General features: G+C 43.9%; 26 protein-coding genes. 8 read left to right on the plus strand and 18 right to left on the minus strand.

Translation table 11 applies throughout. The features are described 5' to 3' along the window. Positions 1-20: 20 nt before the first annotated feature. Positions 21-656 carry a YveK family protein gene (locus K6T22_RS14150; RefSeq protein ID WP_238237891.1) on the minus strand — a complete coding sequence of 212 codons (636 nt, stop codon included), beginning with the start codon at positions 654-656 and terminating at the stop codon, positions 21-23. 338 nt (positions 657-994) lie between these two features. On the opposite strand from K6T22_RS14150, the gene K6T22_RS14155 reads away from it, so the two are divergent. Next, entirely contained in the window at positions 995-2,263 is a 1,269-nt protein-coding gene (locus tag K6T22_RS14155; RefSeq protein ID WP_238237892.1) for an O-antigen ligase family protein, read from the plus strand. Between the two features lie 28 nt (positions 2,264-2,291). Beyond that, positions 2,292-3,050 (plus strand): homing endonuclease associated repeat-containing protein, encoded by a 759-nt coding sequence (locus K6T22_RS14160; RefSeq protein WP_238237894.1) that lies wholly within the window; start codon positions 2,292-2,294, stop codon positions 3,048-3,050. A 63-nt stretch (positions 3,051-3,113) separates the two neighbouring features. Here K6T22_RS14160 and K6T22_RS14165 read toward each other — a convergent pair whose 3' ends face one another. After that, positions 3,114-4,109, minus strand: coding sequence for an ATP-grasp domain-containing protein (locus K6T22_RS14165; RefSeq protein ID WP_238237896.1), 996 nt, complete (start codon positions 4,107-4,109; stop codon positions 3,114-3,116). Between the two features lie 16 nt (positions 4,110-4,125). After that, positions 4,126-4,650 carry a VanZ family protein gene (locus tag K6T22_RS14170; protein WP_238237897.1) on the minus strand — a complete coding sequence of 175 codons (525 nt, stop codon included), beginning with the start codon at positions 4,648-4,650 and terminating at the stop codon, positions 4,126-4,128. Positions 4,651-4,857: 207 nt separating this feature from the next. Here K6T22_RS14170 and K6T22_RS14175 point away from each other — a divergent pair, with 207 nt between their 5' ends. Next, a complete protein-coding gene (locus K6T22_RS14175) occupies positions 4,858-5,277 on the plus strand; it encodes a helix-turn-helix domain-containing protein (protein WP_238237899.1) in 420 nt (139 codons plus the stop codon). 41 nt (positions 5,278-5,318) lie between these two features. On the opposite strand, the gene K6T22_RS14180 is transcribed toward K6T22_RS14175, so the two are convergent. From K6T22_RS14180 to K6T22_RS14195, 4 genes are all read right to left on the minus strand, one after another. Next, the gene (locus K6T22_RS14180; protein ID WP_238237900.1) at positions 5,319-5,630 is read right to left on the minus strand and encodes a hypothetical protein; all 312 of its coding nucleotides are present in this window, start codon (positions 5,628-5,630) and stop codon (positions 5,319-5,321) included. Between the two features lie 141 nt (positions 5,631-5,771). Beyond that, positions 5,772-6,509: a class I SAM-dependent methyltransferase gene (locus K6T22_RS14185; protein WP_238237902.1), complete on the minus strand. Its 738-nt coding sequence runs from the start codon at positions 6,507-6,509 to the stop codon at positions 5,772-5,774. Continuing rightward, positions 6,502-7,707: a hypothetical protein gene (locus K6T22_RS14190; RefSeq protein ID WP_238237903.1), complete on the minus strand. Its 1,206-nt coding sequence runs from the start codon at positions 7,705-7,707 to the stop codon at positions 6,502-6,504. The genes K6T22_RS14185 and K6T22_RS14190 overlap by 8 nt, the downstream gene beginning before the upstream one ends. A 77-nt stretch (positions 7,708-7,784) precedes the next feature. Next, a complete protein-coding gene (locus K6T22_RS14195) occupies positions 7,785-7,931 on the minus strand; it encodes a hypothetical protein (protein WP_156323178.1) in 147 nt (48 codons plus the stop codon). Between the two features lie 147 nt (positions 7,932-8,078). On the opposite strand from K6T22_RS14195, the gene K6T22_RS14200 reads away from it, so the two are divergent. Beyond that, positions 8,079-8,960: a helix-turn-helix domain-containing protein gene (locus K6T22_RS14200; protein ID WP_238237904.1), complete on the plus strand. Its 882-nt coding sequence runs from the start codon at positions 8,079-8,081 to the stop codon at positions 8,958-8,960. A 31-nt stretch (positions 8,961-8,991) separates the two neighbouring features. Here K6T22_RS14200 and K6T22_RS14205 read toward each other — a convergent pair whose 3' ends face one another. Both K6T22_RS14205 and K6T22_RS14210 read right to left on the minus strand, forming a co-directional pair. Continuing rightward, positions 8,992-9,309, minus strand: a complete 318-nt coding sequence (locus K6T22_RS14205; RefSeq protein WP_238237905.1) for a hypothetical protein — start codon at positions 9,307-9,309, stop codon at positions 8,992-8,994. Positions 9,310-9,600: 291 nt separating this feature from the next. After that, a complete protein-coding gene (locus tag K6T22_RS14210) occupies positions 9,601-9,774 on the minus strand; it encodes a hypothetical protein (protein WP_023469413.1) in 174 nt (57 codons plus the stop codon). 79 nt (positions 9,775-9,853) lie between these two features. Here K6T22_RS14210 and K6T22_RS14215 point away from each other — a divergent pair, with 79 nt between their 5' ends. After that, the gene (locus K6T22_RS14215) at positions 9,854-10,435 is read left to right on the plus strand and encodes an LOG family protein (RefSeq protein ID WP_238237906.1); all 582 of its coding nucleotides are present in this window, start codon (positions 9,854-9,856) and stop codon (positions 10,433-10,435) included. Between the two features lie 148 nt (positions 10,436-10,583). Here the strand turns inward: K6T22_RS14215 and K6T22_RS14220 are convergent, their stop codons facing one another. The 3 genes from K6T22_RS14220 to K6T22_RS17315 all read right to left on the minus strand — a co-directional run bounded on the left by K6T22_RS14220 (position 10,584) and on the right by K6T22_RS17315 (position 12,811). Continuing rightward, the gene (locus tag K6T22_RS14220; protein WP_238237907.1) at positions 10,584-11,537 is read right to left on the minus strand and encodes an ABC transporter ATP-binding protein; all 954 of its coding nucleotides are present in this window, start codon (positions 11,535-11,537) and stop codon (positions 10,584-10,586) included. Positions 11,538-11,552: 15 nt separating this feature from the next. Then, positions 11,553-12,362 (minus strand): ABC transporter permease, encoded by an 810-nt coding sequence (locus tag K6T22_RS14225; protein WP_238237908.1) that lies wholly within the window; start codon positions 12,360-12,362, stop codon positions 11,553-11,555. A gap of 326 nt (positions 12,363-12,688) precedes the next feature. Continuing rightward, on the minus strand, positions 12,689-12,811 hold the full coding sequence (locus tag K6T22_RS17315; RefSeq protein WP_255359374.1) for a hypothetical protein: 123 nt from the start codon (positions 12,809-12,811) through the stop codon (positions 12,689-12,691). 300 nt (positions 12,812-13,111) lie between these two features. Between K6T22_RS17315 and K6T22_RS14230 the strand changes: the two genes are divergently transcribed. Further along, positions 13,112-14,797 (plus strand): bifunctional metallophosphatase/5'-nucleotidase, encoded by a 1,686-nt coding sequence (locus K6T22_RS14230; protein ID WP_238237909.1) that lies wholly within the window; start codon positions 13,112-13,114, stop codon positions 14,795-14,797. 201 nt (positions 14,798-14,998) lie between these two features. Here the strand turns inward: K6T22_RS14230 and K6T22_RS14235 are convergent, their stop codons facing one another. Further along, positions 14,999-16,432, minus strand: a complete 1,434-nt coding sequence (locus K6T22_RS14235; protein WP_238237910.1) for an ankyrin repeat domain-containing protein — start codon at positions 16,430-16,432, stop codon at positions 14,999-15,001. 258 nt (positions 16,433-16,690) lie between these two features. On the opposite strand from K6T22_RS14235, the gene K6T22_RS14240 reads away from it, so the two are divergent. After that, on the plus strand, positions 16,691-16,885 hold the full coding sequence (locus K6T22_RS14240; RefSeq protein WP_238237911.1) for a hypothetical protein: 195 nt from the start codon (positions 16,691-16,693) through the stop codon (positions 16,883-16,885). Between the two features lie 52 nt (positions 16,886-16,937). On the opposite strand, the gene K6T22_RS14245 is transcribed toward K6T22_RS14240, so the two are convergent. From K6T22_RS14245 to K6T22_RS14255, 3 genes are all read right to left on the minus strand, one after another. Continuing rightward, entirely contained in the window at positions 16,938-17,450 is a 513-nt protein-coding gene (locus K6T22_RS14245; protein WP_238237912.1) for a VanZ family protein, read from the minus strand. Between the two features lie 158 nt (positions 17,451-17,608). Then, entirely contained in the window at positions 17,609-18,628 is a 1,020-nt protein-coding gene (locus tag K6T22_RS14250; protein ID WP_238237913.1) for a Delta(5) desaturase DesA, read from the minus strand. Between the two features lie 233 nt (positions 18,629-18,861). Beyond that, positions 18,862-20,388 carry an FAD-dependent oxidoreductase gene (locus K6T22_RS14255; RefSeq protein ID WP_238237915.1) on the minus strand — a complete coding sequence of 509 codons (1,527 nt, stop codon included), beginning with the start codon at positions 20,386-20,388 and terminating at the stop codon, positions 18,862-18,864. Positions 20,389-20,592: 204 nt separating this feature from the next. On the opposite strand from K6T22_RS14255, the gene K6T22_RS14260 reads away from it, so the two are divergent. Next, positions 20,593-21,039, plus strand: a complete 447-nt coding sequence (locus K6T22_RS14260; protein ID WP_238237916.1) for a hypothetical protein — start codon at positions 20,593-20,595, stop codon at positions 21,037-21,039. 768 nt (positions 21,040-21,807) lie between these two features. On the opposite strand, the gene K6T22_RS14265 is transcribed toward K6T22_RS14260, so the two are convergent. Next, entirely contained in the window at positions 21,808-22,131 is a 324-nt protein-coding gene (locus K6T22_RS14265; protein ID WP_238237917.1) for a hypothetical protein, read from the minus strand. After that, entirely contained in the window at positions 22,124-22,633 is a 510-nt protein-coding gene (locus tag K6T22_RS14270; RefSeq protein ID WP_238237919.1) for a hypothetical protein, read from the minus strand. The genes K6T22_RS14265 and K6T22_RS14270 overlap by 8 nt, the downstream gene beginning before the upstream one ends. Positions 22,634-22,636 lie beyond the last annotated feature (3 nt).

The following is a 22,636-nucleotide window of genomic DNA, read 5'->3' on the forward strand; positions in this document are numbered from 1 at the left end:
ACGGTGTCTCCTCTCCTCTCTCATGAATGACTGCGGGGAATCGCTTTCGGATAACTATCAGTGGATTCGCGTGTCGCTTCCTTTTTGCTTAACGAGCGAGAATAGACGATCAGGAGTCCGAGCATTAGACCAAGGACGCCACCGATGCCTGTATTCATCAGAATGTTCGGTGACACGGGTTTCGTTGGAATCCGTGCGCTCGAGAACACTTCCGTCTTACTCGTGTTGATCAGTTGTGGGAGATAATCCTGGAAGACTTCCGTCATCGTATTTGCCTGGATAGCTGCCTGCTCCGCCGAACGATCCGTGACGGATAAGGCGATGACTTGCGAATCGAGATTGCTCGAGACCGTCAGACGATCCGTCAAATCGAATAACCGCTTGTCGGTGACGTCCATCTTTTGGGCGACCTGATCGACGACCTCTGGGCTTCGTAGGATATCTTGATAGGTACTGACGAGTGTCGGCGTCGATGTCGCTTCTGCGTTCGCTTGAGGAACGACGAGGATGTAGGCCGTCGCCTCGTATGTCTTCGGGATGACATACGTGCTAAGCGCATATCCGGCTCCCGCAAAGAGAATCATGAAGAGTGCGAGTAGCCACCAGCCGCGTCGGAGTGTCTTCAAATGATCTCCGAAGGTTTTTCTTTGATGCATCGAGCTCACTGTTGTTCACCTCTTTCTGGCTTGACCGAATGGATGGACATTGGTTATGTCTACACCTTATTTCCAATCGACTCCCAAAACAATTAGAGCTTGGTGGAAATGATTATATTTTTTTCGGTAGCTATCTCGCTTGCGTGACGCTAGTTCACAGCATGAATTCATGTCACGAAAAAAACGCGATTCACGAAAAAATGATCACGTTTTTCTTAATGTTTTTTCATTTATCTGCATGATATTTTGAAAGATAAGGGTAAATACCAATTTGATGATTAAAAAGTGTTCAAATCGGTAATAAGTCCTATATGAAGGGTGGATAGACTTTAGAAATCATGTTAAAATCAGCCAATATACCCACATCGTTTACCTTATCCATCCTAGTCGTTTGGATCATGCTCGATGCCTGGATTCGTCCTTTAGCCTTCACGGACGAAGTGTTGCCGAAACAGTGGTCCCTTTGGTTGCTTCCCGTATACATTCTTCTATTCAGTCTCTGTTGGGTCATCTTACAACCGTTCTATCGCGTCAACCGTGCAACAGGACATCAAATCGCACTTATTTTTCTGATTTATCTGACATTTCATATCGTATTTTTCTTTTTTAACGCGAATACGGATCGTATTCTTGCTTCGCTTTATCTCATCTCGACTTGGCTTTTCGTTGGCATCGTCACTTCGCTCTCGCGTACATCGATCGACCAATGGCATCGTCTTCTCTATTACTTCCTTTACGGACAAGCCGTCTTTCTCGCTTCCTATGCACTCATCGTCTCATTTGGTTCAGAGTATGTTCCGATCGAAAACCTGCAATGGCTTCAGATCGGTCCTTTGTCGTTTCCTCAGTTGTACGTCGGCGAACAAGGCTCATTCCTTCGCCTTGCTGGTCTGATGAACAATCCGAATACGTTTGCGGCCTGGCTCGTTCCGGGAGGGCTGTTCGCCTGGTTCTATCTGCTCAAACAGTTCCCCCGTCGGCAAAGCTTTCTGCACGCCGTCTTCCTATCTCTGATCATTATCGCTTTACTCAGAAGCGGTTCGCAGACAGGAATCTATTCTTTTCTCCTTCTTGCTCTTTTGACGAGTATTCGAATGGTTCCGGGAACGAGACGACGGTTGCAAGTAACGGCCTGTTACGTGACGGGAAGTCTGATTCTTCTCATCGTCTTTGCGTTTGAAGGACTGCTTCCTCGTTTGCTCAGTCTCAATGGACGATTTACGCTCTGGCAGGCAGGATGGCGGGCTTCCGCTGACGCACTCTGGTTCGGACACGGCATCGGGAGTGCACCACGCGGACTGCAGGAACAACTAAACGAACAGGTTCTCTATACGTTTCACAGTACACCGATCACCTATCTCTATGAATTCGGACTCATCGGTTGTCTCCTGTACGGCGCAGTCTTTCTGTATCTGTTGTATCGACTCTTTCGCATTCAAACGACGGACCTTGCTTTCCTTGCCCTGTTGCTTACTGGATGGCTCGGGTTGCTCCAATTCACGGAAAGCATTCTCGTCCGACCGAGTGGTTTTTATTTCATTTGGCTCAGCCTTCTTGCTTATACGTCGCTTCGTCGACTTCCACCTCACGACAGTACCCACACCTAGAGCACCTACACGAAAGGGGTATGACATCATGAAGAAATGGACAGAACAACAAGTCATCGATAGCCTAATCGAAGCTAGTATCGAATATCCCGCTCTCGACGCAAAGACGTATGCGCGCTGGTCGATCGGAAAAGACATTCCGTCGATCACGACGATTATCAATGTATTCGGCTCTTGGCGTGAAGCACTCCAAGCTGCTGGTCTCTCATCGATCCGTCCTTATTTCTCTGACGAAGAGATCCTTGCTTTCATCAAGGAAGCGTCAACACGTCTCCACCCTTTCCATAGCAACAGCTACCGGGAATGGGCAAAGGCGAAACATGGACCATCCTTGACACTGATCAACTTACGTTTCGGATCATGGTCACGCGCACTCGAAGAAGCGCACATCGAGATGACACGTTCCATCTCGATGACGGAAGAACGGATCATCACAGCCTTACTCGAAGCTTCTGATGTCCTCCCCCGTCTGACGACGCAGACGTATGCAATTTGGGCACAGGAAAACGGACATCCGACAGTCGCGACGATTGCCCGTAAATACGGTTCATGGGCTGATGCCCTCGCTTGCCTCGACATTGCACCGCCTCGCCGGAAATGGGTCGAAGAGGATGTCCTTGAAGCACTACGGCAGGCGCAAGAAGAATTACCTTCTCTCAGCATCATTCATTACCGAAAATGGGCAGAAGGTCGCTCGGTTCCGAGCACCTCAACGATCAATGCCCTCTTTGGTAGCTGGACCTCTGCCGTGCAATGCCTCAAGCGTGCACGCGTCTCTCTTTCCTGATCATCCCCTTCTATCGAAAAGGAGTGACCCGGTATCACACCGAATCACTCCTTTTTCGTACGCCTATGCTTTTTTGATTTGCTCGAGCAGCGACGCCGGTAAGAGCGTTACTGTATCGTGCTTCAATAAATAGATGTCTTCCACATATGCACCGATGCGTCGAGGATTACGTTGCCCCTGTAAATTGTTTCGGATTGCTTTCGGAAAATTGACGCCGCATTCATAAGCATGTGGATACCCACCACCAAATCGCGGATTGATTTCTGATAAATAGAGCGTTCCGTCAACATCGAAGAGATCAAAATCAAGCGGACCGACGAGACCCGTTCCCGCTAAGACATGCTCGACTAATTCAAAGACGTCGTCGCGTTTGACGGAGCGACTCTTATCGGTTTCTCCAGCACGCATGACAAGTTTCTCCTTGATGAAAATATCGGTCACTTCATGCGTTAGCCAGTCGACATAAACATCAACACCAAGCTCTTGTCCTCTTAAGTATTCTTGAATCAATAGATTCGGATGGACGGCAAACAATCCTTCAACGACCTCAAGTGAAGAGACCGACTGGACATGGAGACTCGCGCTCCCATTACGTGGTTTTACGAAGACTGGAAACTGGACTTCCCCTTGCGTCAGTGCGCTCCTGAACGCTTCGAGCGTCACGTATGTCCGCGCATGTGCAATACCTTCCGCAACACAGTACGTATACATCGCATATTTGTCGAAACAGAGATGACACGCGTCCATCGGTGAGACTAGTACGGTGACACCGATTGCTTCAAAGCGTTCCGCCGCCGCTGCCAGCAACTCCAGTTCAGGATCAATCAATGACAACAACGCTGTCACCTGTTCACGCTGACACAGTTCAAGTAAATGATCGATATAATCCGGTGCATCGGTCCGTGGTACGAGATGATGACGTTCTGTCATATAGAGCCCCGGTGCGAGTGGGCTACAATCCGCCGTACTAACTTGACCGTTTGGCATCTCACGAACGAAATACTCGACCAGCTTCGTCCGGCGACCGACGCTCGTCATCAACAAATGGGAAGTCTTCATAAGGCAGTCTCCTTCGTTAAAAGTGATGCCTGTTCTTTTCGTGCTGCAAGGAAACACTTCCTGCTTGGCGTCGTACTTTTTTCCTATAGACGAGTAGAAAACATCCGATTCCGATCAAGGCACCGGTCCCATCGAGTAAGACATCTTGGATGAGTCCCGTCCGGTCCCCTGTCAAAATCTGATGGAACTCATCAAAGACAGCGACCATAATCGCTAACGAATAGGCAAACAAGACGGCCAGTCCTAGCGTCAGGCGACGACGTGTCAAATCGATCAATCCGATCCCTAATGCGAGAAACGTCGAGACATGAGCTGCTTTTCGGATGAAAAACTCAATGAAGCCACTTCGTCCAAGTGCATCGACACTGACTTCTCCATGATACGAGAAGGAAATAAAACGCAGATGATCGACGAATCCTAACGGGATGTATCGTGATAATCCTGGTTTGATGGATTGTGCCTGATATGGCATCGAACTTGAGATGAAGAGGATCAATAGAACGGCAAGGACAATGTAGCCGGACCACGTAATTTTTTTCATGAAGACACTCCTTTTTTTAGTATCACTTTAGAATAGTATGAGTGGAAACGACAAACGATTCCTTCTAAAATTCAATTTCTAGTTTAACCCATTTCATTTTTTTAGTTTCCTTGAAAAACGATATTTTACATTTCACAGGTTTCTTTTATAATGAAAGTGGTTAATTAGTACTATACACGATGACCTGAAGAATAGGAGTGGAGTGCCATGAACCGTGCACTAGGTAAAAAAATCATGCAATTGCGCAAACAACACAAGTATACTCAAAAGTTTTTGGCTGAACGCTGTGGTGAATCAGCAACGGACATCTCCGCTTACGAACGTGGTCAGCGCATGCCCTCTCCTCAAGTCCTAGAACGCTTGGCTCTTGCTTTAGACACGACGGTCATTGATCTCATCGATCCGAAGTATGTACAGCATCCTTCGTTGAATGAATTCATGCAACAAGCGCTTGAACCATCGCAACCGCTTGATCTGAAGCTCATTCTCGAGGACCTACTCGTTCATCTTAGTCTATCAAAGGAAATTTATTTCGATGGGCGCCTCGTCTCACCGAACGTCCGGGATGAGATGGCGACGTCTATTGACCAAGCATTAAAACGCGGGCTTTCTTCGATTGAGGCGTAATAAAAAATGGGATCAAAATCAGCTGATTTTGATCCCTCTTCTTATTCCGTTTGGACGATATGGTCGATGTACAATTGACCGTCTTCATATGTCGCTTCTAGAAGCTTGCGAAAAAACGTATTCTCACTTGTTTTCTCGGATACGAATACACGCGCGTAACGCTGATGCGCCTGCGCGAGTACGCTGAATTTCAGAGTACGAGCAGATGAAGAGAAGAACAATTGTCGACCGGGATGCCCAAAGGCGTCTGTTACTTTCGATTCTTCTAAGAAGTGAAAAGATTCATCTGGAAACAAGGTCTCAATGAACGATAAACAGCTTTGCTGAAAGGTACTTCCGCTCTGATTTTCCATGATGTGTCCGGCTCCTCTTTCTCATGATGTACTTCGAATCGTGAAAAGGAAACTACTGTATCACATTACCCAGTCTTTAGACCTATCCAAACCAGTATATTACATATAATTTTAATTGTATCGTTACATTATATTATTTGACTACTGTTTCTCGAATTCCAGCACCAACATTGTTTTCCCCTCATACAGAAACTGTCCCTGATAGCGTGATAACGTCGCAAATTCAAACAACGTTTTCGGTTCGTACAAATATTCGACCGCATAACTGACCTTTTCCTCTTGCCCCAATTTGAGATAGGCGTTGAATAATAAACGTTCGCCATCAATGTGGTAGCCATAGAAGAGCAATGTCTTTTGAAAACGTCGTGTCGCGATCGGATGTGCGATCGATCTCAAGTGATCGACGTGATACAAGGACACGAGCAATCGTCCGCTCGGTCGCAATAATTGACGGATGTTTCGGAAGAACAACAACAGCTCCCCGCGCGTATAACGTAAAATCGTCGTTCCCGGTAAGATAATCCGGTCAAAATACTCAGGACCGACGACATCCGTTATGTCATGACTCCACCCGTAAATCTTATGCTGATACTTCTCCGCAATCTGTTTCGTCCGCGTAGCTTCCGGTTCGATCAGATAAAGATCATAGCCTTCATCAGACAAGAGATTAAATAGCGAGGGATCAAACGTGCCATGAAACAGAATGCTCTCTCCTTTTTGTAGATAACGTCGGTATAACATCAGCTCATCAACTTCAGTAAGTTGCTGCGCTTCTTGATACAGTTGACCGAATCGTTCATCCGCTTGGACATGATCCAGCACCTGGACACGCGAGTAGCTACCTTTGCGTAAGAATGGACCGAATAAGACGTCACCCATGATACATCAACTCCTTGTAATGCTGAATCGCTTCTGCATAATCTGCGCCGAGCCGCTCCGGTAACACGTCGAACTGTTCCTTTTGATCCGCTTCAAGAATCCAAAGGAATGCTTCGTTCGTCTCAAATAACCGTAATGTCGTCCGGTTGAAAGCAAAACAGCCTTCTTCGTTTTGAATGCCGATCAATGTCAACGGTCCAATCCGTCCGGACGTCCGTGGCAATTCGAGATCGGAGTACGGTGTGATGAAACGACTCGTACCCTGAAACGATCCTGCCAGTTGATACAAAAGAGGAAATAGCTCCAGCTCGGTTTGCGACGCGAGGGGTTCCGGTTGTGGTTGCTGTTCCCGGAACGACTCGATATCAACAGAGATGTCCGCACTCAACTGAATCGTCTTCTGGCGATCGGCGTAAATCCCGTCTGCAAAAAAGAACAGTCGATGCGAGACGCGTAAGCCACTTAACGTCGCATAATCGAGTATCCCCATCGAATGATCGTTTCGAATCCGTCCCGTTTGTTGCCAATCCTTTAATCTTTCCGCAAGCGCATCACGCGACAAAACGGTCAGCTGTGACTCAAGCGACGGAGAGAGGCGATCAGAAAACGTCAATAGAATTGGTGTTCGACTCATCAGTTCGATGATCGGTAGATCGTGACGCATCGGGTGATCAAAGTAGATGACGCTATTGATCGTCATCGCTCGGAAATTACTAGCTGGAATCTGGTCCAGTAACGAGCTATCCTCAATGTAGACATGACGTAACGGTTGCGGATGGTGCGGCACAGATGCTGGGTAAACACCCGTCATCAACGAGAGAAGCGCATGATGGACAGCTGGAACGGATGCAGAAGCAGGCATTTCTTCTTGCGGTAAGACGAGACCATTCAAGAAATCAGGTTGTCCGAACAGCACTTCTCCATTCGGACGAATCAGATGGAACTGGACGTGCAGCATCTCATGTTGTAAATACGCGACGAGCCGTAACGTCCGCTCGCCTTCTCCTTGGAGGACGAAGACGTAATGTTCGTACTCCTGAAAATCCATATAATCGAGTAAATCATGGAATGTATGCGTATCGTAATCAAAAGCGTCGAGTGAAATACGGTGCGTCTGGCAAAAAGTTTGCAGGTCGGTCGACGGAAGAGAACGTTGTAGCCAGCCGTCTTGTTCCGATAAAAGCGATAATCCGATCATGCCCTCTCTCCTTTCTCGTTAAGTGATTGAAAAAAGGGCTTCATTCTAATAGCCGAATGAAGTCCTTTTTGCGTGCATTAAGCCGATTTGACGTTTGCCTTAGGTTTCGTAGCAGTCCGGTCCATTTCCCGATGAGCGAGGGGGGCGACGGAGACGGTAGCAGGATTAAGACACCAAGCGCAAGAAGTCATGTTACGTCGCGTTTCTTTTAAGATGAGTGTCATGGTTGTACCCCTTTCTGAATCAAGTGAGATGGTCGTTGAAACATTGATACGAAATCAAGTAAATCAGTAGTATCTAGTCTTGTTCGCTTCTATAATAGAAGTTGATACCCTATACCAGTTCAATCTCCACGAAAGGACGAGGAGCCGATGGATCAATTCATGTCACCGCAAATCGGCTTAGCATTACGCCGATTGCGGAAGAAACACAACCTGACCCAAAAAGATTTAGCGAACGGAATCTGCAGTCAAGCAGAGATTAGTAAGATTGAAAGTGGCACACATTCACCGACGGTAGAGTTGCTCTATGCACTATCGCGTCGATTGCAAGTGCCAATGACACTTTTTCTTGATCATACTAATTTTAGAGAGTCACTTAAACTTTTAGATGAAAAACTACTACATCGATTTAGAAGTGGTGACTTCCAAGCACTACATTTTGAGACTCAAAAAATAATAAATTCAAGTCCCTTGGATGAAGAACTTAACCTACTTGTTCGATATTTCTACTTACTCAGTTCTTATAGGTTAGAAAAATTAGACTATCGTACATGTATTATAGAATTACAGCAAATTTCAGAGAAATATTCATCACTTTATTATTCACCTAGTATGATACTTCGAATTAAATCGGCGATTGCCATCCTTCATTTTGAGAATAAAAGTTATAAGCATAGTCGAATCGTTTATGAAGAACTAATGAATTTGGACTATGATAGCGATGAACTAATTCTTGAAAAAATTCGAATACATTATAATTACTCGAAAATCTTACTAAAACTTAATGAAGTTCAGAAATCATTAGAGATCGTTCAAAAAGCAATTAATATTAGCCTGCTCAATAAGAATATGTCGTTGTTAGGTCAACTTTACTCCCAAAAAGGTGAATGCCAAGAACTTTTAAATCATTCTCAAAAAGAAATTATGCATTCATACAAGAATGCCTTATTACTTTTTGATTTATTAAATATGAAAGAATACACTCAGATTATTTTAGACACAAAGTCGCACTTTGTAGTACTTGACCAATGATTCGCTTCACAGAGAACTCAAGTAACCTCTCTTAAGCTAAATCACGCTTTACCGAAAACTCGAATGGGATCTCTTTCGCTAAATCACGCTTCACTGAAAACTCGAATGGGATCTCTTTCGCTAAATCACGCTTCACTGAAAACTCGAACGGGATCTCTTTCGCTAAATCACGCTTCACTGAAAACTCGAACGGGATCTCTTTCGCTAAATCACGCTTCACTGAAAACTCGAACGGGATCTCTTTCGCTAATTGTTTACTTGAATCAATTGAATGAATAGATGTTGTGGCTAAGGTGATAGATAGAGTTATTGTTCCTAAAACTAAACCTAATTTCTTTTTCAAGTTCATATAAATTACCTCCTAATTTTTTTCGTATGGCTTCGTAACAACATCATATAACCTTAGACCCCCTCTGAATATTCGAATACGAATAATTATGGTATTTTACACATTATTTTCATTTTCCATTACTATTGACGCGGGTCATATGTCCTGATTACTGTGTTTTTTTTACAAATCATCCATCAATATGTCGAACTTGTGTATGAAAATAGATTTTTTTGAATATTCCATCATGGTGAAATTCCGTAACAGACAAAAAAAGAGCTCGTCCAACTCCTACGAGTCGACGAGCTCTCTTCATTTTGAGGATTGTCGTAACGCAATGACGTAAAAGATACCGAGTACTACAATCACGCCTAGTAGTATCGAACTAATCGTCGTCCGAGTCGACGTATCCGGCATCCATATCCCAAGTCCTAAATTGATTGCTGCGATAATTAGGACGAGCCAAACAATCGTACGTGGTCGCATATCGAGCTCCTTTCTGGTCTACCCTGCCGTCCGATCACCGAATATGCTATGGTGGAAATAACGAAGGAGGTTCTGTTTCATGAATAGACTTGCTGTATTTTGTGGTTCTAAAGATGGTGCTAGCCCAGTCTTTCGCGAGGCTGCGGGGAAGCTTGGTCAAGCGCTCGCTGCGCACGGCATCGGACTCGTATACGGTGGTTCCCGCGTTGGAACGATGGGAGCTGTTGCGGACGCTACGCTCGCTGCTCAAGGTCAAGTCCTCGGTGTCTTGCCTCATTTTCTACAAGAAAAGGAACTTGCCCATCCGGGATTAACTGAATTACATCTCGTCCACTCGATGCATGAGCGGAAAGCAAAGATGTCAGAGCTTGCCGACGGATTCATCATTCTCCCTGGTGGTCCCGGTACGATGGAAGAGTTCTTCGAAGTCTTTACGTGGGCGCAACTCGGTCTACATGAAAAGCCCTGTGGTGTCCTTAACATCGACGGCTACTACGATCCCTTGATCGCCCTATTCGATACGATGGAACGTCAAGGATTCTTGATTCCGGAACACCGCGCGATGTTGATCGTCGAGTCAGACCCCGATTGTCTCCTTGAACGCTTCGCGACGTATGAAGCCCCACACGTCAAAACATATATGGATCGCTCACAAACTTGATGAAAGCGGAGTCCTCGACTCCGTTTTTTTTGATTCCTAACTCTTCCGATTCTACTTCTCTCTCGTTACTAGTGTTCTCCATGACGCTTTAGGATTCCTACTCTTCTGATACAAAAAAACCAGATGCACGTTGGCACCTGGCTTACTATTAAAAGAAATTCAAGATCGCATCGCTGAGATTCGTCAAAGACGGCGTTTCGTCAATGACCATCAAACTCCCGGCTGCCAGGACGATTAGACCAAGACCTGACAAGATCCAACCTGGATGTTTGACCGTATCCGCTGAATCCGCGTTTTCTTTACCTGACCGTGCATTGGCTGCTTGTTCTTTCAAGCGATCACGTCGGTATTGATGCTGTTCCTCTTTCGACCATTTCTTATATTCAGCGAGGAACTTCTTGTACTCTGGCAAGACATCTTTCGTCGTTCCGTCGAGCCGGACCTGACCGTACTCGAGCCAAACGACGCGCTCACAGAAACTTTTGATTTGCGAAAGCGAGTGACTGACGAAGATGATCGTCTTTCCTTCTTCTTTAAACTCGTTCATCTTATCGATACAACGGTTGTAGAAGGTTTGGTCCCCGACCGATAATGCTTCATCGACGATCAAAATGTCCGCGTCGACGTTGACGGCGATCGCAAAACCGAGGCGCGACTTCATCCCACTCGAATATTTCTTGATTGGCTGATCGATGAAGTCACCAATATCGGCAAAATCGATGATGCCAGGCATCCGGCGTTCGATTTCCGCATCGTCCATCCCGAGCATAAGACACTTCAAGCGAATGTTCTCCCGCCCTGTCAGGACGTTCTTCAATCCTTGTGAGACGGCGATGATCGCAACTTCACCGTTGATCGCGACGTCTCCTTCGTTTGCGTAGATGATGCCTGAAATCAAGTTCGATAACGTCGACTTACCGGAACCATTGATTCCGACGAGTCCAACGACTTCACCTGATCCGATTTCAAGTGAGACGTCCCGTAGTGCAGTGAATGTTTTAACGCTCTTGCTTTGATTCTTGAACAAGAGCTTGAATTTTTCTTTTGTAGTCGTGACCATGTCGAAGCGTTTCGTGACATGGTCGAGTTTAATCATAGACATGGCGATTTCCTTCCCTTAAACGAGCTCTGTGAATGATTTACGGAACTTGATGTGCAAGAATGTTCCCGCTGTGAACAATAGGAGCGTCACACTCCAGAAGTACAGACCGGTCGGCCACTCCTGCCAGACCCAATGCCCACCGAGCAAGCTCGCCCGGTATCCCTCGACGAGATAAAAGACAGGATTTAAACGAAGGACGCCGTGTAAAAAGTCCGGGAACCGATCAATGTTCCAGAGGATCGGTGTCATATAAAAGAGCATCCGCATCATCGATTGCAAGAAGAGCTGGATGTCCTTGACGAGTGTGATGAGTGTTGAAAAACAAAGTGAGAACGCATAGACGAAAATGTACGTCGCGATCATATAATACGGCAATTGAAGTAACTTCCACGTGATTGGGATGCCATTTGCGATAATGACGATGAAGACGATCAAGAGCATCGCAAAATGTTGATACATCCGTGACAAGATGACATACGATGGAATCGCACTCATCGGGAAACGCATCTTCGTCACCATCGCGAGACGACTGTTGATCGAGTTCGATCCGCGAAGTAACGCATCATTAATGAAGAACCAGACGACGATCCCGCAAAGGAGCCAGACGATGAACGGAATGTCGCCATCCACGTTCTTATTTCCTTTAAGACCGACACCAAAGACGAACCAATAGATAAAGATTTGGAGACCCGGATTGAGGAGCTCCCATAAAAGGCCAAGGCGTTGCTCTGCATGCGCTGATTTGATCTCATATCGCGCCAACCGGCGAATCAGAGGGAAATTCTCCACCTGTTCCCGGATGATACTTCTCATTTCTTTCAGCATAAGTGTAAGTTCCTTCCGATTCATGATACATGTATTTTATTTTCATATTCGTTGATTCCACTCAAAAAAAGACAGATGCCGTCCGCGATTACTCAAACGAACGCTCTCTCTGCGTGAACGGGACCTTGCCCGGTCAATTCCGACTCGCCTCCTTTATCCACTCATTCGTGCATGACAGAAGCAATACTTCTTATATACACTTAATCAATTCTAGCTATCGTGAAAAAGCGTGTCAATGTATAGGACGAACCGACACCAAACTGTAGTTTTTCGGGCACGAAAAAAACCGGCGGGTATACCACCGGTCATCTCCTAGTTTGTTTCCTTTACGCGTGATTAAAATGTGGAAACTCAATCGTCGTCGGTGGTGATGCAAGCCCCCATACGAGGAGCACCGTGATCACACAAATAATGCCGACGAGGACGCCTCCTCGAATCGTATCATTCATCTATCGTTGCCTCTTTTCATCCGAACTTTATCCTTAATCAAAATTATACAATTTTTAGTAATTTTAAACCACTAACAAATCGGAATTATTCGTAATAAATTTCCTATTACTCATATTTTAAGGTATATATTTAAAAATAATATTCATTTTTGTAAGCGTTATCATATATTTAGTTTGTTTTTAAAATTTTTACCTTAATTTTAAACCCAAATCCTAAAAAAAGATTTATAGTAATAAATAGAGGTCGCTGATTGCACGTTGACCTTTAAACTAATCATCATATTTCATAGGGGGTCTATCATGAAGAATCCAAAAGTCTTACTCTCGAATGCAGTTGCCCTGTCTCTTGTCTCGTCCGCTTTTCTGATCAATCAACCGATTAATGTGCTTGCCTCTCCAAAAGAAAAAGAAGAAAAGCAAAAGCCGTCATTTTCACTTCATTTAATGCACACAAACGACACACATGCAAATCTAGATAAGGCACCAAAAAGAGCAACTGTCATTAACGAATTGCGCTTGGATTCTCAGAAAAAAGGAATTCCATCTTTGTTACTAGATGCAGGTGATGTTTTTTCAGGATCTTTATACTTCAATAAATTTAAAGGTCAAGCTGATTTAGAACTAATGAATTATATGAAGTATGATCTTATGACATTTGGTAACCATGAATTTGATCTTGGAAGCCAAGATAACCACCAAGCTTTGCGGGATTTCGTTGCAAATGCTGACTTCCCTTTTGTCACAGCAAATATTGACTTTAGTAAAAATGAATTACTTTCAAATCTTCAATCAGATTCCTATAAGTCTAACCCAAAAAACGGTCAAATTTATCCTGGCGTCATTAAACAATATAAAAATGAAAAAATCGGTTTCTTCGGATTGACGACTGAAGAGACAGCAGAAATCTCAAGTGCTGGATCAGTAACATTTGCGAATTATATTGCAAGTGCTAAAAAAGCTGTAAAAGATTTAGAAAAACGTGGCGCAAATAAAATTGTTGCTTTGACACACATTGGATTCGATGATAATGAAGCGGTCGACAATGACCAATTGCTTGCTCGTAACGTCGATGGCATCGACGTTATCATCGGTGGTCATTCTCATACGAAACTTGAAAAGCCTGTAGTTGTCGATGAGACAGTCGTTCCTGGAAAGACTGAGCCTACCATCATTACTCAAGCCTATCAATATGGTGATTTCCTAGGAAATCTTGATGTCACTTTTGATTATCAAGGAAAACTGACAGCTTACAACGGTTCATTGATTGATGTGTCGAAAGCTGCGGAAGATGCGCGCGCTGCTGAAATTCTCAAACCGTATGCTGATCAAATTGCGGAACTCAAAAATGAAGAAGTCGGTGCGAATATCATTAACGCCTTACCGAATCCGCGCGGAACAGTTAGCGTTCGAAATAGTGAGACAGCACTCGGCAACTTCATTACTGACGGTATGCTAAAAAAAGCAAAAGAATATAATAAAGATACAGTTATCACAATGCAAAATGGCGGTGGAATTCGTGCTGCTATCGATGCAGGTCCATTGACTGTTGGAGAAGTTTTGACAACACTCCCATTCGGAAATACTTTAGCGATAGCAAAAATGACAGGACAGGAAATTAAAGATCTTCTTGAAATCAGTGTTGGTGTGGCACCAATCGAAAATGGTGGTTTCCTTCATGTAGCAGGTATGAAATTTGAATATGACGCTTCAAAGGTGAAAGGCTCTCGAGTCACAAAAATGCAGGTCAATAACAACGGCACATTCGAAACGATTGATCTCGCTAAGTCTTATGTGATTGCAACGAATGCTTTCACTGCAAAAGGAGGAGACGGTCTTACACCATTCGCGACAGCATATAAAGAAGGTCGCGTTACTGACCTTGGGTTATCAGACTGGGAAAACCTTCGAGATTATGCAGCTTCATTAAAAGAAGTCAATTACAAAGTAGAGGGTCGCATCGTTAATGTTTCGGCAACTGCAAAATAAGTAGAAAATACATTTAGTCTTTCATATACTTCCTTACAAAAGCAATTTGGCTAATAAATTTATCTGCTTTTATAAGCATATTTTGTAATAAATTTTCGATTTGAACATTTAACGAACCATTCAACTTTATAGACGCAAACGGCTTAATCCTCTCATTTAAGGATTAAGCCGTTTTTATAATGATTTGAATTAGTCTTCATTTCATAACGTCTGTGCTGAGTGTTGTTTCAACAAATCAATGATTTCATCGAGTTCATACTCCTGCGCCATCATCAGTGGTGTGAATCCATCGGCATTTTTGATTGACGGATCGGCACCACGATCGAGCAGCAGCTTGACTGTCTGTTTCCCTTCCCCTTCGACCGCATGATGAAGTGGCGTGAACTTATCGTCATCCTGCTGATTGATCTTTTCGCCTCGTTTTAAATACAGATCGACGAGTTCATTGTTATTGCTGAAGACGGCTGTAATGAATGGTCGTTCGCCAAAGTCATTGACGGCATCAACATCACTCCCTGCTGCAAGTAGTTCCTTAAAAATCGATTCAAGCCCCTTGCTCGACTTCCGGTAACCGAGATAATGCAACGCCGTATCCCCGTCTGCATCGACTGCCTTCATATCACTTTTCGGAATCAAACGATGGATGTCTTCAAGCTTCCCTTTTTGAATCGCCACCATCAATTCCGTCTCGTTCAAATCCTGATTGTTCGTCTTTGTCGTCGCCATGTCGTTACTGGCTACCGTTTGCGTTCCCTCTTCGTCCAGCAGAATCCCCGCCCCTGCACTAACGAAGAACATAGCTGTTAGAACGCTGAGACCGATGACGATCCCCTGACTATAACGCAGGACAGGACGAGGTTGATCGAGCGGTTCCCCCATCAAGCGAAGCCGTTCCAGCATCGAAAGATTGGTCCGTAGTTTCTCATACAATAAGACAGAAAACGTTCGTTGCTGACGCTTCTCCGCCGCATAGACGGCGAGATCCGTCGTCGCAAGAAGTGTTGGTCCCAGGGTATCTTCAAAGGTCGCTTGCCGGGCAATTTGATTAGATACAAGCGGTAGGACCATCTGATAGCGGGTCCGTTCGCATGCGCGCGTGTAAGCCGGACGTAAAAATGGAACCCAGCTCCCGACCCAAAGCAAGACCTGCTTCTCTTGATGATTTCGTTTGATGCGCGCGAGTTCAAGCAATAACTGGAACCGTCGTACCTCTGTCAATTCCAAATACGACGTCGGAAGGGCAATCAAATACTTTTGAAATAATCCGATGACGTTTGGTCGTTCCACGTCGTTTTGGAAGTAAATTTCTGGGATCCGCCACAACTGCAATTGTTCTGTATATAGACCGATTTGCTCGAACAACTCCGGGAACTGCTCCGCACTCAAGCGAACCCCTTCACTTCGAATCCGGGATACTCGCCGCCATTGACGTAACCAAAGTAGGAATAGTAGGATCACTAGCGCGAACATGGCATAGATCCCGCTCTCACCTGTTTCAAATACTAATCCAATGATGCCACCCACCGTCAAAATGGCGACTGCTAATAATAAACTAAAAAAAGTGGTCTCTTTGCGTGTCACCGCTTGCCTGATCAATTGTGCATGATCGTTTGATTCGTTCATCTCCTGTTCCATGATTACTCTCCTTTATATATCAGTTGGTACATTATAATCGTTGCTACTTTTTTATTTTAACGGTAATCCCCTTAAAGTTCCAAGGTAATCCTTTTTTGGAATACTAAAAGGACGATAGTTATACAAATTACATTAATCTATATCTAATCAAACAAAATTCGAAATTTAATATTTCTAACTCATTTCCGATTACAACTCGTAATAAAAGGTTATTAACTAAATAATCGACAAAAATTCATGAACAGAGGAGTGAGTATATTGGGTGTACTTAACTTATTTAAGCGAGACTATACGATTCAGTATCAAGTATTACATCAAGACGAGGTTATTGATACGGATCGGCTTAATGTTCGAGCTGGTAACCACACCATAGCTAGAAAAAAAGCGGATGAAACTTTAAGAAAAGAATTCGGACGTACCCAATTCAAAATTGAATGGGTGCAACGATTCTAATCGCTAAAATACCCCATTGCCTCAGTCATAGGATTGAGACAATGGGGTATTTTCATGCCCGCTGCTGTTCTTGTTCGCGAACGATCTGATCGGCTTTTAAATACAGTCGTATCATTGTATACAATAGGATACCGATGAGTGCTCCACTTCCATCGATCAGTACATCTCCAACGAGTGGTGTTCGTCCACCCGTCAACAATTGATGGAACTCATCCATGACACCAATCGTCATCGCCGTCGTGAAGGCAAAGAAGGCAGCTGGTAATGCCGCGTAGCCTCGTCCACGTAAGAAATGAACGATACTGATCCCGAGGATAAAGAACAAACCAGCGTGCATCCCCTTACGAATGAAAAACTCAAGGAATGCTGCAGGTCCAAGCGACGCGACACTAATCGGCACTTCATAATGGAACGATACGAAGGAAAACGCATAGACCCAGTCAAGCGGGATATGTTGCGTCAAAAACGGAATCAAGGATTGTTGCTGGTACGTCATTGAACTAAAGACGAATAAGGAAAGTAAGATGGCTGCTCCTACATAAGCAGCAATGGGTATCCGGCGCATCCTGCACTCTCCTCTCTATTGGTACATCCTATCATGGATGATCACGAAGAACATACGTCATAAGACGGACATCCGCTGTTTGTGATACATATGATATTCCCGTTTTCACTTCGAATACAACAAAAAACACCCCATCCACATGGATGAGGTGCAGTAACTTACAACGATGACGTCTTTGGCTCGCGTAAGAGGTGCTTGATGTCTTGGAACGTCACGAACGTTCTGTTCTTCGCATCGTATAATTTATAGCGAAGCGATTTCAGACTCGAGAATAATCCGATCTTCGTCGCCTTATGAAGCGGTGGCGTCGAGACGTGTGCTTTTTCAAGATGATAGTTCGGAACTCGCGGGCTGAGATGGTGGACGTGGTGGAAGCCGATGTTTCCTGTCACCCATTGTAAGACCTTCGGTAACTCGTAATACGAGCTCCCTTCGATCGCCGCCTTGACGTAATCCCATTCGCTCTCATCCTCGAAATACGAGTCTTCGAACGTATGCTGGACGTAGAATAACCAGATCCCAAGAACGCCTGCTGTGAACATCGTCGTTCCTTGAATGATCAAGAAAGCTTGCCATCCGATGAAGTAAATCAGAATACCATACAGGACGATGAGTGACGCATTGATGACATGCGTGTTGATGCGTTCTTTTTTACGAGCGTCCTTCCGGTTGAAGCGGCTCGAAACAAGAATCAATAGGAGTGGTCCGAGACCGAACATGACAAGCGGATTCCGGTATAGACGATACTTGAGACGTGTGAAGCGTGACGCTTCGATGTACTCATCAATCGTCATGATCCAGATGTCACCGACACCACGCTTATCAAGATTTCCGCTTGATGCGTGATGGATCGCGTGTTCCCGCTTCCATTTCTCGTACGGGAATAACGTCAAGATTCCGGTAATCGTTCCGACGATAGCATTCGCTTTCTTATTCTTGAAAAATGAACCGTGCGTACAGTCATGGAAGATGATGAACATCCGGACGACGAATCCAGCGGCGAGGATCGCCAAAGGAACCGCAAGAAACACAGATAGCTTCAGGGCCTGATATGCCAGAAACCATAGGACGAGAAACGGCAGGATCGTGTTGATCATCTGCCGGACGCTGGCTTTAATGTCCGCCTTTTCAAACGGCGACACGTGCTTGCGCAGCTGGGCAATCTTTTCTTTACTCATAGTGGTGCTTCCTCCTCGGGTTGTTTCAGCGTTCACGACGCTAAGTAAAATAGTGAAACTAAATATGAAACCAGTGAGCAACGGTCGTGACGGTGCCTCTACAACACGATTCAAAAGCGGCACTCTAATTGTTTAGCGCTAAAATATTTTTAATACCAGGTGATTATATCACATATCATAAATCGTCTACGGATTATTTTTAAAATAAAAAAAGCAGAGACGAACGCCTCTGCTTAATCGATTGGTTTAAGTGGTGTGACAGCGGGTCCTTCTAGCACCTCTCCCGTAGAGGCAAATCGTGAACCATGACACGGACAATCCCATGACCGTTCCGCCTCGTTCCACTTCGTATCGCATCCCATATGAGTACAGGTCGTCGAGACGAGATGAAGATTCCCTTCTGGATCACGATACCCACCAACCGTCTTTCCATGATGAGTGACGAGTCCACCCTCGTCCGGTTGCAACTCGTCAGCACGACGACGCGCTTTCGTCAGCTTTCCTTTGACGAGTTCAATGGCAACGTCCGCGTTGTTCTTGACGAACTGCGTCGCGTCCTTCGTCTTTAGTTTCGAACGGTTCGGATCAAACAGATGACGATAACGGTTTGGTGTTCCCGTCAATAAGTCGCTCAGCAATAATCCGGCTGCAATTCCGTTCGTCATCCCCCACTTGGCGAAGCCCGTCGCAACGAATACGTTTGGATCATGTGCCGTCATCTGTCCGATATAGGGAATTTTATCGAGCGTGATCAAGTCTTGCGCTGACCAAAACTGTCCGAACGACTCGACATGGAATTCACTGTGTGCAAAGTCAGCAAGATGCTCATAACGCTGCATCGTCTCCGTCTCGTGACCAGATAAATGATTCTCCCCACCAAACAGACCAAGTAAATGCCCATCTTCTGTCCGCGTGTGACGTAAGGAACGACTTGGTTGATCGGCACTCATGAACATGCCGTCCGGAAACGTCTCGTCAACATGACCCGACACGATATACGAGCGATGGACTTCAAGTTTTGAAAAATACAACCCTTTGAAGTCATGAAACGGAAAATGGGTCGCGATGACGACTTTTTTCGCCTCGATCCGGTGACCATTCTCAAGGATAACGGTTGGCGTCCGGTTCGACTCGAGCGATACGGCACGTGTCTGTTCATATACAGCACCACCGTGACGGACGATTTGTTGCGCGAGTCCTTGAAGATATTTGACGGGATGGAACTGCGCTTGATTGCGCAAGACGGCCGCTCGCTTTACAGCGTACGGTAATTTGCTCTGGACCTCATCCGTCGCCTCTCCCCCGTTCAACCCTAAACGTTCATAAGCTTGAACTTCTCGTTCCATCGCTTGCTCTTTTGAGTTCGCAACGTAGAGATAAGCGTCTTGCGTTTCAAGTTCGCATTCAATGTCGAGCCGTTCTACTTGATGGCGTAAAAACGTGATTGCTTCTTCGTTCGCGTCATAATAGAGTCGCGCTGATTGCTCACCGACGGTTCGAATCAACGTATCATAAATTAAACCGTGCTGGGAGGAGACCTTCGCTGTCGTGTAACCGGTCGTACCGACAGCAACGTCACCCGCTTCAATTACAGCGACATCATAGCCCCGTTCAGTCAGTTGCATCGCTGTGACAAGTCCCGCAATCCCAGCTCCAATGACGACAACATCGTGATGCGCGTCTTGATTTAAAGCAGGATACGTAGTGCCAGGAGTACTTTGTTTCCAATAAGACGACGGAAATCCAGATAAGTAAGGCATGAACAAACTCCTTTCGAAAAAGCACGATAGATCAACATGGTTAGTGCTTCCCTGAACGATACGAAAACATGCAAAAATCGTATTGTTTTAAAAAGAAGCTCCAATTAAGAGGAATTAATTTACTTTATTAAAAAATAATATGGAATAATTAGTATATTATTCATTTATACTGAAGTTAGGAAGTTTAAGAGAGGAGTTTACTTCATGAAACTGGGCCGCCATCTCATTGAAACATTTCGTCGTTTTACACTCGCCACAAGTATTGATGAATACGATCTCGCAAGCGCGCTAACAAAGGAAATTCCGGAGCTGACAGACATCTGTGTCACGATTCGACCAACGCACCTTCACATTCAAGCTGCCGTACCGTTGACGCGTTATGGTTTAGAGCGCGACTTACCGGTTGAACTGACGCTCCAATTACGAACAGCCAACAAACGCATCGTCACGTTCGAAGTCTTTGATGTCTGTCCTCATGATACCGAATCCTTTAATGAAACCTACCTCATTCGTCCACCTTACCTTCATTACGCAAACCGACTCCTAACCGTTGATCTTTCCTTCTATTTTCCTTTCCGTCATGCCCGTTACCGTTCGATTCGTCACGTTAAACTTGAAGAAGGTTTTTTACTTGCTTACTTATCCCACTAAACAAGACATCCTCTTCCGAATTAACGCGGAAGAGGATGTCTTGTTTATTATAAATTATAGAATCTATCATATTTATTATGAGAGGACGTCTACAATTCTTTTAGAATAAATGAAACTCATTCATTCGATCAGCAGTCTATTGAGTAGTGAATCGATTTGTACTCTGTTCGAATGATTCAGAAATATTTCCGAATTATTTATCTTTAGATAATGAATTTTAAAATTTAGTGCATCAATTCAGTGAATATACAAAACCGAAATTTGAGAAACGGCGAGATACATCATGGTCTCCTGCACAGATTGCAGGGGCGACTATTTCCTGATTAGGGACTATCGTAAAGAAAGATTTCTCGATGGAACACTCTATTCGAACACTACTCATTACTTTTTGGGCAACGGTCTAAACTATTGTCACTTATCATAATGAGAAATTTAGCCGTCATAAACGAACGCAGAATCCCTTTCATAATCTATTGTACTTTGCAGATTCATTTTCTTCATGGCAATGTGGAAGCAATAAAAACATCAGTTGACTTATACGTAAGTTCTTTTCAAAGAAAACTAATATCGAAATAACCAACTCAACAGAACTGAATCATGTACTTTCTCAAATCGACAACTAACTAAGAGAGTATTTGGATTCGATAACAGCGTACAATTTTTTTCTGAAGATTTGTTTCTTTTTTTGGAAAATCGCATCACATTTCAATAAAAAAACATTTTTATTTGAAAGGTTATTAGCTCAAATTAAAGTAGTAGTGTTTTAAATTATTTACGATTTTGTTGTAGTGTTCTCCAAGATCTATCAAATTCATACAATTCTTCCTCTTTAAATTCTTTACGAAGCTTTTTTAATTCTCTTTTTTTACGTCTGTTCTCTTTTTTTATAAAGCCTTCTTGAGCGTAGACTCTACTTGTCTCAATTCCTTTTTTAGAACTTTCAATTATAGCAGTAATTAAAAAGAGAGGTACAAGAACATACAAAGCTTTAAAATAAAAGTAACCTACGGCTCCACAAATTACCGCAGATCCTATTAGCATTTTAAAAAATTCCATTAAAAATCCAACCAAAAACCCTATCAATCTACTCAATGTATCTTCCTCCCAGAGCTAAAGATAAATCTTCTTCATTTATTGAAATCATTTTCTTTATTTCATAACGATATTTTTCTGTTATATAAACTTTAAGTAATCCTTTTTCTTCTAAACTAACACTTTCCCCATAAAATAAATTGTTTAGTATATTGTATACAAGTTCTTCAGGAGAATTTGAATCTAGTTTTCCATCTGCATTTAATCGAATTAATTTTAAATATTCTTTGAACGAGTACTGGAAAATTATGATACCACGTGTTTTTTTAGTCAATTCCAAACGCTTTATAAAGAATAACGCGTTTAAACTTTGGTTTTCTGCTTTCATTTCTTTTATGACTATATTTTGTTTGTTAATCATATTTTGATGTATTATTAATTCTTGTTCTAATTCCATAATTCTTTGCTTTAATTCATTAACTTCACCTTGCCTAGAAAATCGACCTATCCCGAATGAGGTACCAGCTAATAACGCTGCAGCTCCAATTAAAAAAAATGGCATTTT

Origin of the sequence: Exiguobacterium acetylicum, assembly GCF_022170825.1 — a bacterium.
GTDB lineage: Bacteria > Bacillota > Bacilli > Exiguobacteriales > Exiguobacteriaceae > Exiguobacterium_A > Exiguobacterium_A acetylicum_B.